The sequence below is a fragment of the Agrilactobacillus composti DSM 18527 = JCM 14202 genome (assembly GCF_001436375.1).
In the GTDB taxonomy this organism is placed as follows: Bacteria; Bacillota; Bacilli; order Lactobacillales; family Lactobacillaceae; genus Agrilactobacillus; species Agrilactobacillus composti.
Window position 1 is genome coordinate 110,134 of record NZ_AZGA01000005.1, and the last position, 14,502, is coordinate 124,635.

Genomic DNA, 14,502 nt, shown 5'->3' on the forward strand with positions numbered 1-14,502 from the left:
TCAGTATGGGTTGTCAATCATACATAAGACATTTTGAAATCACATAAATAAGCGCCAGCTTTGGATCCATCCTTACCGGTAACGGCTAACGATGGTTTTAGAGCTGACGCTTTTTTGATCTGCAGCAGGATCATTTTTTAATGTCCTTTAATTTTGGAATGCGCTGTCATCACCTGGCACTTAGCTGTAATATATATTTATATGCTAATATATCTCATATTTATAATCAGGAGGGCATGCTTTAATGACAGCTTATCGTTTTTTAGAACCTTATACTTTTCCTAATAAAGCCATCACCTTGAAAAACCATGTGGTGATTCCACCGATGACGGAACAAATGGCTTTTGAAGATGGGTCCATCACCCAAGATGAATTGAACTATTACGCCAAACATACTGGTGGCGTGGGCCTGTTCATTACCCCAGTGGCCAGTGTGAATGCTTTGGCCAAGGGCTTTGAAGGCCAATTAAGTATCGCCGACGACCGCTTTTTACCAGGCTTGCAGCAATTAGCCCGGACCATGAAAGCCAACGGCACTAAAGCCGTGATCCAAATTTCCAGTTCTGGCCGGCGCAGTAATTCTAAAATATTGCGGGGGCAACAACCTGTTAGCGCCAGTGATGTCCGGGCCCATGAAGCGGGGGCAGAAATTCCTCGGGCCTTGAGCGATGCCGAAGTTCGGGCAACGATCAAAGACTTTGGGGCCGCTACCCGCCGGGCCATTGAAGCAGGTTTTGATGGGGTAGAACTCCACGGGGCCAGTTCCAATCTCATCCAACAATTCTTCTCACCCCATGCCAACCGCCGGACCGATGATTGGGGCGGCAGTTTTGAAAAGCGGATGCGCTTCCCATTGGCGGTGATTCAAGAAGTGAACCAGGTTATTGAACAATATGCCAAAAAGCCATTTATTTTAGGCTATCGCACCTCTGCCGAAGAAGTCAGTGAACCTGGTATCACTCTTGAGGACACTCTAGCCTTTGTGGATGCTTTGAAGCAACAGCCGCTAGATTACTTACATATCTCCGCCGGGGATGCCTGGGGGACTTCTAAGCGGGATAAGACCGATACTCGACCCGTTGCGAAGTTGATCCATGACCGTTTGGCCGGCACTATGCCGTTGATCATCGTGGGCGGTCTGAAAACCCCAGCTGATGTTGAAAAAGTCCTGGATGCTGGGATTGAATTAGCTGGCCTGGGTCATGAAAGCCTGCGGGAACCAAATTGGGTCCAAAAAGTTCAACAGGGGGATGAAAAATCAATTCGTTATGCCATTTCTCCAGCTGACTTAGATGAATTAAGCATCAAGCCACCATTTTTGGATATTATTCTAGCCTCTTCTGGGGGACCAGAAGGTGTACCATTAACCGTATTCTAAACAAAAAAGCTGCAATCTTCCGACTATTTCGGAAGCATTGCAGCTTTTTCAATGGGACTATTTAATATAAGTCGTCACAAAATTATAAGTGTTTTGTGGGCTATATTGTAAGTTCTTGACTTTCTTGTTCACCAAGTGAGCTTCCACATTTTGATATAGTGGCAAGACCCCTTGTTGTTCGGTGATGAGTTTTTGGGCATCCATCAGGTCGTTCCAACGTTTTTGCTTGTTCATCACATCCCCAGATTTACTATTGGCGATGAATTGATCATATTGTTCATTGGACCATTTCCCGAAGTTGTATTGGTTGGTGGTGGTGAACATATCCAAGAAGGAAATAGGATCTGGGAAGTCCGCTTGCCAACTGCTCAAGACCAACTGGAATTGGCCAGCTTCAGAGCGGCTGATCCGGGTCTTCTTTGGCATGTTGGTCAAAGAAACCTTCAAGTTCGGCAAGTTTTGTTGCCAAGTACTTTGCAAGTATTCCCCGATCTTCTTGGCACCATCCGTATCATCAGTCAACAGACTTACGTTAATATCTTTTTTACCAGTTTCGTTCAAGCCCTCTTGGAAGAGTTCCTTGGCCCGTTTCACATCGTAGCTGGTATCCTTGGCATCACTGCTCGTAGCTTCAGCAGCGAAGTCTTTGCCGTTTTTAGGATCGTACATCAAGCCTTGGGCCGTGACGTTGTTAGACACAATGGAGCCATCCCCTAAGACCTTGTTGACCAATTCCTTCCGATTGATGGCCAAAGACAAAGCCTGCCGTAACTTGGCGTTCTTAAATTCAGGCATTGTGGCTTGGTTCATTTCAATGTAAGTGGTCCGGGATTGTTTTCTTGGGGTGAAGGCAGCGTCATTTTTCATTTGTTGCGCGGTTTCACCGGTTAAAATGGCATCGTCTAACTTATTAGATTGATACAGGTTCAAGGCTGTGGAAGGATCTTTCACAACTTGAACGTCAATCTTGCTAAGCTTGACTTTTTTAGCGTTCCAATAGTTTTTGTTCTTAACTTCAGTCCAGTGGTTGTTAGTCCCGGTCCAACCCTTTAAGATGAAAGGCCCGTTACTCAACGTGTATTTAGCTTGAGTCCCATATTTTTTACCCATCTTTTCCACAAATTTTTGATTTTGCGGGTAGAAGAGTTGGAAAGCCATCAAGGAGTTGAAGTAAGGGACGGGATGTTCCAGGCTCACTTGCAAGGTATACTTGTCCACAGCTTTGACCCCTAATGTATCTGGGGCTTTCTTCCCATTGACGATATCATTGCCGTTGACAATATCTTGGAATAAGTAAGCATATTGTGAGGCGGTCTTGGGATCAGCTGTGCGCCGCCAACTATAGACGAAATCATTGGCGGTCACGGGGTCGCCGTTAGACCATTTGGCATCTTTACGCAGTTTGAAGGTATAAGTTTTGCCATCGCTGCTAGGAGTCGCAATCTTCGTGGCAATCGCCGGTTCGATTTTCTTCCCATTATACCGGTACAAGCCATCCATGGTATCCAAAGACGCTTGACTACTGATGGCGTCTACCATCAAGGATTGGTCTTGGGTTTGGATGGAATCTTGTTCCATGCGGTGCAAGACTTGTTGACTGGCACTGCTGCTAGAACTAGAGCTCGAACTACCGCAAGCCGTTAATGTTAACGCAGCCGCAGCGGCTACTAACCCCAAAGTTAGAACTTTCTTCATTTTCATATGTATTTCACTCCCTAATATAATATCATTTTCTATACTACATTAGAATTTGATTAAAGTAAACATAATTTAAAAATTATCTATCTAAAAAGCGACATACCAAGCGTGTATTTTCGAAATAAATCGATTTCACTTAGATGATAAGGTTTTATGATGATACTATAATTAGAATGATACTCATTTAGAACACTTTTAAACCCGTCAATTAACCAATTAAAAATACCGACCTAACATCAGATTTTAATCCGTTGTTAGGTCGGTATTGCTAGTCATTTAAAAGAAATCGATGAGCTTACGGGTGGCGCCTAAAATCGTTTTGGTGATATTTTCCAAGACACCGATTTTAGGGGTAGCTTTCGGTTTTTGTTGGCTGCTGGCTTTAGCCTGTTGGGGTGTGGTGCCAGCATCACTAGGTTTAAAGTTAGCACCATGGGCTAGGCTCACGGTGATTTTATCGCCCTTGACGATAACTAATTGGTCGTTCACCGCGGTGTCCGTTTGGGCATCACTTTGATCCGTATCCTCGTCCGTGTGGAAATTCAGGGTTTTAACAATGGCCCCAGTTTTATCTACCACTTGGATACTGCCTTGATCACTGCCATCCACCGGGGCGACTTGATAAACACCGCTACGGGCTTTGAAATCTTTTCCAAAGGCAAAGGTGCCCGTCTTTAAGGTCATACTGATTACATTACCATCTTTAGGGGCTTTGGTTATTTTTCCAGTCACATCATGATAAATTACATTACTAGGCATATAAACAAAGACCACACCCTGGGTATCCGTTCCAAAAATACCAGCAGTTTTACCTTGAGTTTTGGCAGAGATTAATTTATAACCAGCAATAGTTGGCGCTTTAATTTTAAAGTGGGTGCCAATTTTACCAACCCGCACAGTTTGCGGTTGTAATTCATTGCCGGCCATATCTTCATATTTAATTGCGAAGCTGGCTTGATCACTATTGGTTGTATCTGGGCCAGGAAAGATGACATCCCCGGATTCAGGCGGATAAGGTGTCGTTGGACTGGTGTTGCTACTGGATGAAGAACTAGAACTTGAGCTAGAACTACTTGAGTTGCCATTATCAGAACTGGAACTAGAATTATTAGATGAACCATTGCCAGAATTAGATGAACTGCTACTAGAATTATCAGAAGAACTAGAGCCGTTACCTGAAGAACTAGAACTGGAATTATCAGATGAGCTGGAACTGGAAGAGCCAGATCCAGAATTATCAGAAGAACTGGAGCTAGAACCTGAGTCCGAACTGGAAGAACTGGATCCAGAGTCATCTGAAGAACTGCTTGAATTTGAACCAGAATCTGAAGTATCACTGCTGCCATTACCCGCTTGGTTTGCGTCACTAGACCCATTGGCATCAGCAGCACTGTTGTTATTGCCAGTATTGTTATCCGCATTAGGTTTGGTGGTAGCACCGGTATTGTTTGAATTGGCGTTACTATCTTCAGAATTATCCGTACTGGTGGCGGCAGAACTATCCGAACCAGTCCCAGCGCTGGGATTACCATTGGTATTGGTTGACTCATCGGTACTGGGATCTGGTGTTGTCGGTGTGTTGTCAGTCGTGCCATTATTATCAGTTGCTGCACCAGTATTCGCGGTTGAACCATTGGTGCTGTCACTCGTATCCGCGTTGTGGTTAGTGGTGTTGTCACCAGCCGTTGTGCCAGTGTTACTAGTGGTTGAGTCACTGTTGGTGGTTGCACCAGAAGTATTGTTGCTTGTCCCGGCGTTATTATTGGTGGGATTGCCACCAGCGGTCGGTTGTTGATTAGTCGTATCTGTATTGCCTGGCTGGGTTGAATCTGGATTTGAGGTCGTAGTTGATGCCGGGGTGATTGGTTTTAAACCATTACCCTGATCTGCTTTTGGTAAGGTAGCTTCAATCGCATTATTGGTGGTTGCAGTCGCGGCACTAGCAGTGGTCTGAGCCTTCGAATCTTGGTTACTGGCAGCCTGGGTTTGGGAAAGTTGGCCATAGTTCAATCCACCGGCAACTAAAGCCAGTGCTAGGGAGATTGATACAGTTGTCCTAACTTTTCGAGTCATATTTTTTGAACCTGCTTCCTGGGTAAAACAAGAGAATTAACAAAACTGATCTGAACGTGATCTGTCACAAATATAAGTATAGATTACCATGAGAATCTTCTGAGAGGTAGGGGTAAATCAAGAATGTAATATTGATTTAATTTAGATGTCAAACCCTTTAAATTTGTAATAAAGCTTTACAATCCTTATTTACCAAGGAATATACGACTTTAGACGGATATGTATTTAATAAATAAAATTAAAAAATGCCAACCTGTAATCATATTATGTTTAGAGATTAGCATTTTTTGAAGTTAACTGATTAACTACCAAATGGCATCAAGTGGTTGCAGCCTAAGGGGTTCCGACCATTTCTTTATGATAGTAGCTGGTCAGTCGCACTAGTAAAAACCAATTATCCTGGCATTATTTCCCAAGTAATGCTTTAATGAGTTGCCAAGAAATCTAAGGCAGCAACACCCACCGTTTTAGCAGCCAATGGTAACGCCTTTTCATTGATAACAAACTTTGGACTATGGTGGGGATAGAAGATACCATCATCTGGCATTTCGCCTACAAACAGGTAGACCCCAGGAATTTTTTGGGCAAAATAAGCGAAATCTTCTGAAGCGGTGTTACGGGTGATTGTATCTAAGTTAGTGAGTTCTTGGATGTGGCTGTGACTGTGACGCAGGCTATTTTGAATCGTTGCGGCAAGGTCGGTATCATTATTTAAAACAGGGTAGTCACTATCATAGAATAAATCGACTTTGACATCGAACATTAACTCCAGGCCTTTGACCATGCGTTTGAAGTTTGTTTCAATGATTTCCCGAGCTTCATCGCGCATGAAACGAACGTCGCCTTCTAAGAAGACAGCATCCTTGATGACGTTAAAAGAACCTTTACCATCGAAGTTGCCAAAGGTCAATGTACACATATCAAAAGGATCTGTACGCCGGGAGATAATTGTCTGGGCAATCGTCACAAAATAAGAAGCCGCCACGTTGGCATCGTTTGCTAAATGAGGAGCTGACCCGTGGCCACCTTTACCGTGAATAGTCATTTTGAAGCTGGAACGACCCGTCATGACTGGGCCGGCCGTGCATTGAACCGTGCCATAGGGTACCGGTGCCCAACCGTGAACCCCAATAATGGCATCGACACCATCTAAAACACCGGCCTTGATCATCCCTAGAGCACCACCAGGGGGAGTTTCTTCAGCAGGTTGGTGGACGATTTTAATTTTACCAGCCCAGTCATCTTTTAGTTCGTACAAAGACTCTGCCAAAATTAGCATATAAGCAGTATGGCCATCATGGCCACAGGCGTGCATCACACCAGTGTTTTGTGAGGCAAAGGGTAAGCCAGTTTCTTCTTGAACCGGTAGCCCATCAAAGTCAGCCCGTAGTGCCAATGTTTTTCCAGGTTTGCCGGAGTCAATCGTCACGACGACACCATAACCATCGCCAAAGTTAGCTTGAACTTGAACATCTTTGCCCTGATAGAAGTTAGCAATAAAGGCACCCGTTGTTTTTTCTTTAAAGGACAGTTCAGGGTGCTCATGTAACTGTCGTCTGATGGCAATCATTCGGTCAGTCTTGGCTTCGATTTTAGCATACAACTTATCTTTGAGTGCTTGACTTGCAAATACATTATTTTCAATCATAAACTACACCTCATGTTTACATTAGTTTGCTTTAGGATTAATCGTGAATACTCCTAAACCACCGATGAGAATCGTAATGGCCAGGAGAATGAAACCAACTTGGAAATCACCGCCAGCTGCTTGTATCAAGGCACCGATCATGATTGGTGTCAGGAATCCGCCAAAGGTACCACCGGTATTGATGATTCCCACGGACGTGCCGATAATGGCTTGTTTAAAAATTCTTTGGGGCCAAGTGAAGGTTGCGGTGAATGCTGAAATTGTGGTCATCCCAATTAACGCCACTAGTATCAAGGATAAAACGATGCTATGAATATGAACTAGAGTGTAAATTGCGGTGGCACTAATCACAGCACAAATTAGAATAAATGGTTTTTGTTTACCCTCAAACCATTTAGAAAGACAGATTCCGGTAAAGAAGCTGCCGATAACTTGAGAAATGGCATTGACAGCTAAGATTGCCCCGGCAGCGCCCAAAGATAACTCATAGGTCTGCGTTAAATAACTGGGCAGCCAAGACATGGCACCATAATAAGTAATATTCAATAAAAGCATAATGACAAATAACAACAAGACGTTCCGGTTAGTAATGACTGCTTTGAAAGATACTCGGTCAGTGGTTGTTTTAACAGCTGTCTTATGAATAGGGGTATCTTTCGGAAGCAAAAATAGTACCAATAAAAAGGCAATCAGAAATAGTGTCCCTAATAAAAGGTAGCCATAACGCCAATTGATGGCAATCACGTTAGCCCCTAGAACAAAAGCTAATAGGCCACCGATACCAGAAGTGGTCATGATACCGGATTGGACCATGACCCGGCGATCGTGGTCAAAGTTTTCCGCCACCGCCTTTGAACAAGCCGGCGGATAGCCGCCATGGCCTAATCCAGCCCCAAAACGAATTGCCAAAAACAACATCAAAGAGCTGACGAAACCAAAGGCATAAGAGAAAACACAAATAATACCTAAGGATAATAAGAGCACTCTTTTGGCACCAATTCTGTCAGCCAACCAACCGCCAGGTATTTGCATGAGGGAATAAGCCAGGAAGAACATACTCATGATCAAACCAGTTTGGGCCGTGGTAAAACTGAATTCTTTAGCGATAGGGATGATGGCTGTGGAGACCATGTTCTTGTCCATATAAACCATGGCGTAGCCGGTCATCAAAGCGGCGATGATTTTTATGTCTGACCTAGCCAGCGGTTTGTCAATAACTGCACTTTCTTTTGCCAGATGAATCATTCCTTTCTAAAATTAAAACTACCTAAAAAATAGGCTTTAAACAGCAGTAGCTAAAAAAGCCGCCTTAACAAGCATAGCACTATAGGTAAACGCTTACAAATTATTTTTTAGGCAGCCTAACAAATATTCTTTTTCCCGACAAAAAAATACCAACCCTCAATCTTTTGCAGATCAAGCGTTGGTATTTTTGAGTTAATCCCCAGGTAAGACAGCCGGATTTACCGGTTGTTTTTCGTGGGCTTTTTCAGCCATTTCCCGATACATTGGTACTTCATCATCACTGGCAAAGACAGAATGGCCGGGGATGATTTCTTGCAAATAGCGATCCTTAGATTCATCTTCAATTGAAGCATCATAAGGATGGGGCTTGCGGTGGCGTTCGTATTCAGGATCTGGTAGTGGCACCGCGGACAGCAAGCTGATGGTGTAAGGATGCAGTGGGTAGTTATAGACTTCATCAGAAGTGGATAATTCCATCAAACGTCCGTTATGCATCACGGCGATGCGATCACTGATATATTTCACCATGGATAAATCATGGGCGATAAACAAATAGGTCAGATTTTGGTCTTTTTGAATATCTTCCAACAAGTTCACCACTTGGGCTTGGATAGACACATCCAAGGCTGAGATGGGTTCGTCGGCGATGATGAAGCGGGGTTTGACGGCTAGGGCCCGGGCAATCCCGATCCGTTGCCGTTGTCCACCGGAGAATTCGTGGGGATAGCGGGTCATGTGATCTTTATTTAAACCAACTAAGTCTAAGAGTTCTTCAACTCGGGCATCCCGTTCAGCGTCATTTTTAACCAAGTGATGGACATCTAAGCCTTCAGCGATGATATCTTTGATCTTCATCCGAGGGTTCAAAGAAGCATAAGGATCTTGGAAAATCATTTGCATTTCCCGACGGAATTCTAGCATTTGTGGGGAATGTTTTTTGATCTTACTGATGTCTTGACCATTAAAGAGGATCTCGCCGCCAGTGGGGTCGTATAAACGGATGATACTGCGGCCGGTGGTACTTTTACCGGAACCAGATTCCCCAACTAGTCCGAAAGTTTCGCCTTCATAGATGTCAAAGGAGATGTCGTCGATGGCTTTAACTTCGTTTTTGCGGCCGGCATTGAAGTATTGCTTCAAGTGTTTGACTTCAACGATTTTTTTCCGGGGTTCACCATTATTCTGCATCAGCTGGGACACCGCCTTTCGCTTGTTCTGCTAGGTATTTATGATAAAGCTCATGGCGCCGCAGGATTTCTGCGGGGGGTTGGACCTTAGGGGCATCGGGATGCAAGAGCCAAGTCGCGGCATAATGGGTATCCGTGACTTTAAAGAATGGGGGCATGGCTTCATAGTCGATGGCCATGGCGTACTCATTTCTGGGGGCAAAGGCATCACCCTTGGGTGGGTTCAACAGGTTTGGCGGCGTACCAGGAATGGCATAGAGTTTCTTGGATTCCAAGGTAGGCATGGAGTTCAACAAGCCCCAAGTATAAGGATGACGGGGATCATAGAAAATTTCATCCACGGAGCCGTATTCGATAATTTTACCGGCATACATGACGGCCACCCGATCGGCGATCCCAGCCACGACACCCAAATCATGGGTGATGAAAATAATGGAAGTTTCGATTTTATCTTGTAATTCCTTCATCAATTCGATGATTTGACTTTGGATAGTTACATCCAAGGCAGTTGTTGGTTCATCGGCGATGAGGATTTCCGGGTAATTGACGATGGCGATGGCAATGACGATCCGTTGCCGCTGACCACCGGAGAATTGGTGGGGATAATCTTTGATCCGGTTTTTGGCGTTGGGGATACCAACTAATTCCAAAACTTCTTCAGCCCGTTCCATGGCTTTGGCCCGGCTCATGTGGTTATGAATCAACAAAGGTTCAGCCACTTGTTTACCGATAGGCATGGTGGGGTCTAGGGAAGTCATGGGGTCTTGGAAAATCATGGAGATATCATTGCCCCGGATTTTTTCCATTTGCCGGGCTGAAATTTTTAAGAGATCTTGATCTTTGAACATGATTTGGCCGTTGGGGACGTTAGAGTTATTGGCTAATAAGCCCATGATACTCCGGACGGTTACGGATTTACCGGAACCAGATTCCCCAACGATGGCCAGGGTTTCACCTTTGTTTAAATGGAAACTGACATCGCGAATGGCTTTCACATCGCCAGCAAAGGTATGGAAATTAATTTCTAAGTCTTTTACATCAAGTATTTTTTCCAATGTCTGACACCGCCTAACGTGATGATTTCGGATCAAAGGCATCCCGCAGACCATCGGCTAATAAGTTAAAGGCTAACATTAAGAGCACGATGACCGCTGAGGGATACCACATTTGATAAGGTAAGAAACGGAAGGTCTTTTGACCATCGGATAATAGGGTCCCTAAAGACGCATTTGGCGCCGGGATCCCGATCCCGATATAACTCAAGAAGGCTTCGAAGAAAATGGCCGTGGGAATGGTCATCATGGTATTGATGATGATCACGGAGGACATATTGGGGATCAAATGCTTGAAGGCGATCTTTAAAGAAGATTCCCCCAAGGTTTGTGCCGCCAGAATATATTCCTCGCTTTGAAGCTGGTACGTCTCCGCTCGTATCAGCCTGGCCATGGTTATCCAACCGGTGAACCCAATGGCAATGATGATAGAAGTCAAACCAGGTTTGAAAATCAACAGCATCAAGATGGCCACGATCAAGTTAGGGACAGAAGAGATGATTTCGATGATCCGCTGCATGACGATATCCGTGAATTTGCCCCGCCAGGCCGATATTAGGCCATAGGGGACCCCTATGATCATATCAAACATGGTCGCAGCAAAGGCGACGAAAATGGATAAGCGGGTGCCATAGATGATCCGGGATAATAAGTCCCGACCCAAGTAATCAGTGCCTAAGATGTAATAGGTCCCTTTCGGCACGCCGGAAGCGGCATAACGGTCACTGACAACGCCAGCGACTTCGCCTTTCCCAGTAAACCCAGGGATATTGCCACTGCCGATTTTTGGCGGCAGGTTGGCATAGTTGACGTTTTGGGTATTAGGGTTGTGAGGGGCGATGACCGGGGCCAATAAGGCGATGAGAATCATCACAGCTAAGACCCAAAAGGCCACAACGGCGACTTTATTTTGTTTCAAACGCCGGACAGCATCCTGGAAGAAGGTTAAAGATGGGGCTTGGATTTCTTCTTTTTGGGTGTTGTCTTGATTATTGGCAGGTTTGAAGCTATCTGGGGTGATTTTTACATTATCAGCCACTATTCTTTACCTCCTGTTGTACTTAAGCGAATACGTGGGTCGATGATGCCGTAGAGGATATCCACCACGAGGTAGATAACCAACAAGGCGGCGGAATACAAGATGGTCAAGCCCATGATGGTTGGGTAGTCATTGGTCAAGATGGATTTGACGAATTGTTCCCCGATCCCTGGGATAGAGAAGATGTTTTCGATAACCATGGACCCGGTCATCAAGGCAACGGCCATGGGACCGATGATGGTGACAACGGGAATCAAGGAGTTCCGCAGAGCATGTTTAGCCACGGTTTGCCAAGAAGATAGGCCTTTGGAGCGGGCTAATTCGATGTAGTCACTACTTAAGACATCCACCATTTCCGTCCGCATGAACCGGGCGGTATCGGCCAATGGCGCCATGGCCAAGGCAATGGAAGGCAGGATACTGGATGAGAAGCCATCCCACAGTGCAATTGGGAAAATCTTGAGCTTAAAGGCTAAGAAGAACTGCAAGATGACGGCGAAGACGAAGTTGGGGATGGAACGACCCACAATGGCGAAGAATGTAGCCACAGAGTCTACCCAGGTTCTTTGCTTGACGGCGGCAATGGCCCCCAGCAAAATCCCTAACAAGGTCCCGATGATCATGGCTTGGGCCCCAATTTGCATGGAAGGGCCGATCCGGTTAGAAATTAAATAAGTAACCGGTTGGTTGTTGAATTGGAAAGAAGTTCCTAAATCACCATGGAGCAAGCCCACGATGTAAACCCAGTATTGGGTGAACAATGGTTTATTCAACCCGTACTGCTCATTCATAATACGAATTTGGTCAGCGGATAGCTTAGCCTGGTTCGTATAAGGCGTGCCGGGTAATAACTTCATCAAGAAGAAAGTGATTGTGGCCACGATCCATAAGGTGATGAAGATCCAGGCAATCCGCTTTAAGATATATTTGGTCAATTTGAACACACCCCTTATTTCTAATAGAAAAAGGGCCTTCGGGCTGAAATTTCTCCCGGAGACCCCTAATTTTAGACGATTAAATTATTTGATATAAGCAGTCACAAAGTTGTAGTTGTTGGCAGGACTGTATTGTAAGTTCTTAACCTTCTTGTTCACTAAGTGGGCTTCAACACGTTGATACAAAGGTACAACCCCTTGTTCTTGTGTGATAATTTGTTGTGCGTCTTGCAAGTCGTTCCAACGTTTTTGTGGATCTAAAACATCAGTTGTCTTGCTGGCAGCAATTTTAGCATCGTAGTCACTGTCAGACCAGCTACCATTGTTATAGCTGTTACCAGTAGTGAAGAGATCCAAGAAGCTGATAGCATCTGGATAATCAGCGCCCCAAGCACTTGTTACCATGTCAAATTGACCATTGGTAGAACGTGTCAAACGTGTCTTAAATGGCACATTTGATAAAGTGACCTTCATACCAGGCAAGTTTTGTTGCCAAGTACTTTGCAGGTATTCGTTCATCTTTTTACCACCATCAGTATCGTCACCTAACAAGGTAACATCTAATTCTTTAATACCAACTTCTTGTAAACCTTCTTGGAAAAGTTGTTTAGCTTTTTTAGGATTATAAGCGGTGTATTCGCTGTCTTTGGCAGCGGCAGCTTTAGCAAAATCTTGACCAGTACTTGGGTTAGACATGATGCCTTGCGGTGTCACGTTGTTGGCAACTAAAGAGCCATTGCCCAAGACTTTGTTGATCAATTCTTTACGGTTAACCGCCATTGAGATGGCTTGACGAATCTTAGTATTCTTGAAGGCAGGAATCGTCTTTTCATTTAGTTGTGTGTAGAAAGTTGTAGATTGTTTCCGTGGTGTGAAGGCCGGATCATTCTTCATTTGTTGTGCAGATTCACCACTTAAAGCAACATCATCGATCTTGTTGCTTTGGAATAAGTTCAAAGCAGTAGATGGGTCCTTGATAACTTGAACGGCAACCTTATCTAACTTAACAGCTTTAGCGTTCCAATAGTTCTTGTTTTTAGTTTCAGACCAAGAATTGTTGGTACCAGTCCAACCCTTCAAGACGAATGGCCCGTTACCTAAAGCGTATTTAGCTTGTGTCCCGTAGTTCTTACCAGCTTTTTCAACAAACTTTTGGTTTTGTGGGAAGAAGGCTGGGTTGGTCATCAAACCGTTAAAGTAAGGGACAGCTTCAGTTAATGTAATTTGAATAGTGTTCTTATCAGTTGCCTTAATGCCTAGCGTATCAGGTGATTTTTTACCAGCGATGATATCTTTGGCATTCTCTACAGAATCAAATAAGTATGCATACTGGGCAGCGGTCTTAGGATTAACAGTCCGTTGCCAACCATAAACGAAATCTTGAGCGGTTACAGGATCGCCGTTAGACCATTTAGCATTTTTACGTAACTTAATGGTATATGTTTTCCCATCGTTCGTTGGTTTAGCGATAGATGTAGCGATGGCGGGTTGTAACTTCTTACCGTTGTAACGGTAGAAACCATCCATCGTATCAATTAAAGCCTGACCGCTGATAGCATCAGTATTGGTAGATGGATCCATGGTTTGTAACGTATCACTCTCCATGCGCCGGAACGTTTGACTGTCAGATGAACTACTACTACTTGAACTAGAGCCTGAGCCACACGCAACTAATAGAAATGCAGACGCTGCGATGACAAGGCCAGCCCCAACAACTTTGCTGAACTTCATCATTTTTCCTCCTTAAGGATTATAATTCTGATATTACATTAAATGAGCAGAAATGTAAAATCACTAATTGTCTTCTAATTATGCACGAAAGATATGTGAACACAATTAAAATTAGCCAAATTTAATTTTTCACTAACCAAATATTTAGAAAATCTCATGAGAATCCTAATTTACTGCCACTTATAAAATGATAAATTCCTAATTTTTTAGATTTTTTTCGATAAAATGTTTGCGCCAGATATTATGTATAGAGTAGAATAGTAACAAGCAATACAGTTGTAAGCCCGATTATATTGGAATACGCAATTATGTCATGTATCCTAACAGGATTAGATTGTGCTAAGAATATTACCGGTACTAACAATGATCAAATGGACGACTTAGGAGGAAAAGACGTATGTCAATGATTGAATTCCATAATGTGGAAAAGTATTATGGGCAATTCCACGCACTTAAAGATACCTGAATTATTCATTCATGATTTGAGTTGCACTTATTGAACCGGTTTAACGTGTA

The 14,502-nt window shown here is 44.0% G+C and carries 10 protein-coding genes; 1 reads left to right on the forward strand and 9 read right to left on the reverse strand.

Annotated features, from left to right (window positions below; all coding sequences use genetic code 11):
* Positions 1–244 precede the first annotated feature (244 nt).
* The gene (locus tag FC83_RS02460) at positions 245–1,378 is read left to right on the forward strand and encodes an NADH-dependent flavin oxidoreductase (RefSeq protein WP_035455337.1); all 1,134 of its coding nucleotides are present in this window, start codon (positions 245–247) and stop codon (positions 1,376–1,378) included.
* A gap of 57 nt (positions 1,379–1,435) precedes the next feature.
* Here the strand turns inward: FC83_RS02460 and FC83_RS02465 are convergent, their stop codons facing one another.
* The 9 genes from FC83_RS02465 to FC83_RS02505 form a co-directional block, all read right to left on the reverse strand.
* Positions 1,436–3,079, reverse strand: a complete 1,644-nt coding sequence (locus FC83_RS02465) for a peptide ABC transporter substrate-binding protein (protein ID WP_057002349.1) — start codon at positions 3,077–3,079, stop codon at positions 1,436–1,438.
* A gap of 273 nt (positions 3,080–3,352) precedes the next feature.
* The gene (locus tag FC83_RS02470) at positions 3,353–5,149 is read right to left on the reverse strand and encodes a MucBP domain-containing protein (RefSeq protein WP_057002350.1); all 1,797 of its coding nucleotides are present in this window, start codon (positions 5,147–5,149) and stop codon (positions 3,353–3,355) included.
* 424 nt (positions 5,150–5,573) lie between these two features.
* Positions 5,574–6,797, reverse strand: a complete 1,224-nt coding sequence (locus FC83_RS02475) for an amidohydrolase (RefSeq protein ID WP_035455341.1) — start codon at positions 6,795–6,797, stop codon at positions 5,574–5,576.
* Positions 6,798–6,818: 21 nt separating this feature from the next.
* The gene (locus FC83_RS02480; RefSeq protein WP_035455343.1) at positions 6,819–8,042 is read right to left on the reverse strand and encodes an MFS transporter; all 1,224 of its coding nucleotides are present in this window, start codon (positions 8,040–8,042) and stop codon (positions 6,819–6,821) included.
* A 192-nt stretch (positions 8,043–8,234) separates the two neighbouring features.
* Complete coding sequence (locus FC83_RS02485; protein ID WP_035455345.1) at positions 8,235–9,230, reverse strand: ABC transporter ATP-binding protein; 996 nt, start codon at positions 9,228–9,230, stop codon at positions 8,235–8,237.
* Positions 9,220–10,326 carry an ABC transporter ATP-binding protein gene (locus FC83_RS02490; RefSeq protein ID WP_052004967.1) on the reverse strand — a complete coding sequence of 369 codons (1,107 nt, stop codon included), beginning with the start codon at positions 10,324–10,326 and terminating at the stop codon, positions 9,220–9,222. Before FC83_RS02490 ends, FC83_RS02485 begins: the two co-directional genes overlap by 11 nt.
* Positions 10,298–11,320 carry an ABC transporter permease gene (locus FC83_RS02495; protein ID WP_035455349.1) on the reverse strand — a complete coding sequence of 341 codons (1,023 nt, stop codon included), beginning with the start codon at positions 11,318–11,320 and terminating at the stop codon, positions 10,298–10,300. Before FC83_RS02495 ends, FC83_RS02490 begins: the two co-directional genes overlap by 29 nt.
* Positions 11,320–12,255, reverse strand: a complete 936-nt coding sequence (gene opp3b / locus FC83_RS02500) for an oligopeptide ABC transporter permease (protein ID WP_035455351.1) — start codon at positions 12,253–12,255, stop codon at positions 11,320–11,322. The genes FC83_RS02495 and opp3b overlap by 1 nt, the downstream gene beginning before the upstream one ends.
* An 84-nt stretch (positions 12,256–12,339) precedes the next feature.
* Positions 12,340–13,986, reverse strand: a complete 1,647-nt coding sequence (locus FC83_RS02505; RefSeq protein ID WP_035455353.1) for a peptide ABC transporter substrate-binding protein — start codon at positions 13,984–13,986, stop codon at positions 12,340–12,342.
* Positions 13,987–14,502 lie beyond the last annotated feature (516 nt).

Excerpts from the sequence above, each read along its gene's own strand:
- FC83_RS02460 (WP_035455337.1), top strand. The coding sequence starts at position 245 with ATGACAGCTTATCGTTTTTTAGAACCTTATACTTTTCCTAATAAAGCC.
- FC83_RS02465 (WP_057002349.1), bottom strand. The coding sequence starts at position 3,079 with ATGAAAATGAAGAAAGTTCTAACTTTGGGGTTAGTAGCCGCTGCGGCT.
- FC83_RS02470 (WP_057002350.1), bottom strand. The coding sequence starts at position 5,149 with ATGACTCGAAAAGTTAGGACAACTGTATCAATCTCCCTAGCACTGGCT.
- FC83_RS02475 (WP_035455341.1), bottom strand. The coding sequence starts at position 6,797 with ATGATTGAAAATAATGTATTTGCAAGTCAAGCACTCAAAGATAAGTTG.
- FC83_RS02480 (WP_035455343.1), bottom strand. The coding sequence starts at position 8,042 with ATGATTCATCTGGCAAAAGAAAGTGCAGTTATTGACAAACCGCTGGCT.
- FC83_RS02485 (WP_035455345.1), bottom strand. The coding sequence starts at position 9,230 with ATGCAGAATAATGGTGAACCCCGGAAAAAAATCGTTGAAGTCAAACAC.
- FC83_RS02490 (WP_052004967.1), bottom strand. The coding sequence starts at position 10,326 with ATGCCTTTGATCCGAAATCATCACGTTAGGCGGTGTCAGACATTGGAA.
- FC83_RS02505 (WP_035455353.1), bottom strand. The coding sequence starts at position 13,986 with ATGAAGTTCAGCAAAGTTGTTGGGGCTGGCCTTGTCATCGCAGCGTCT.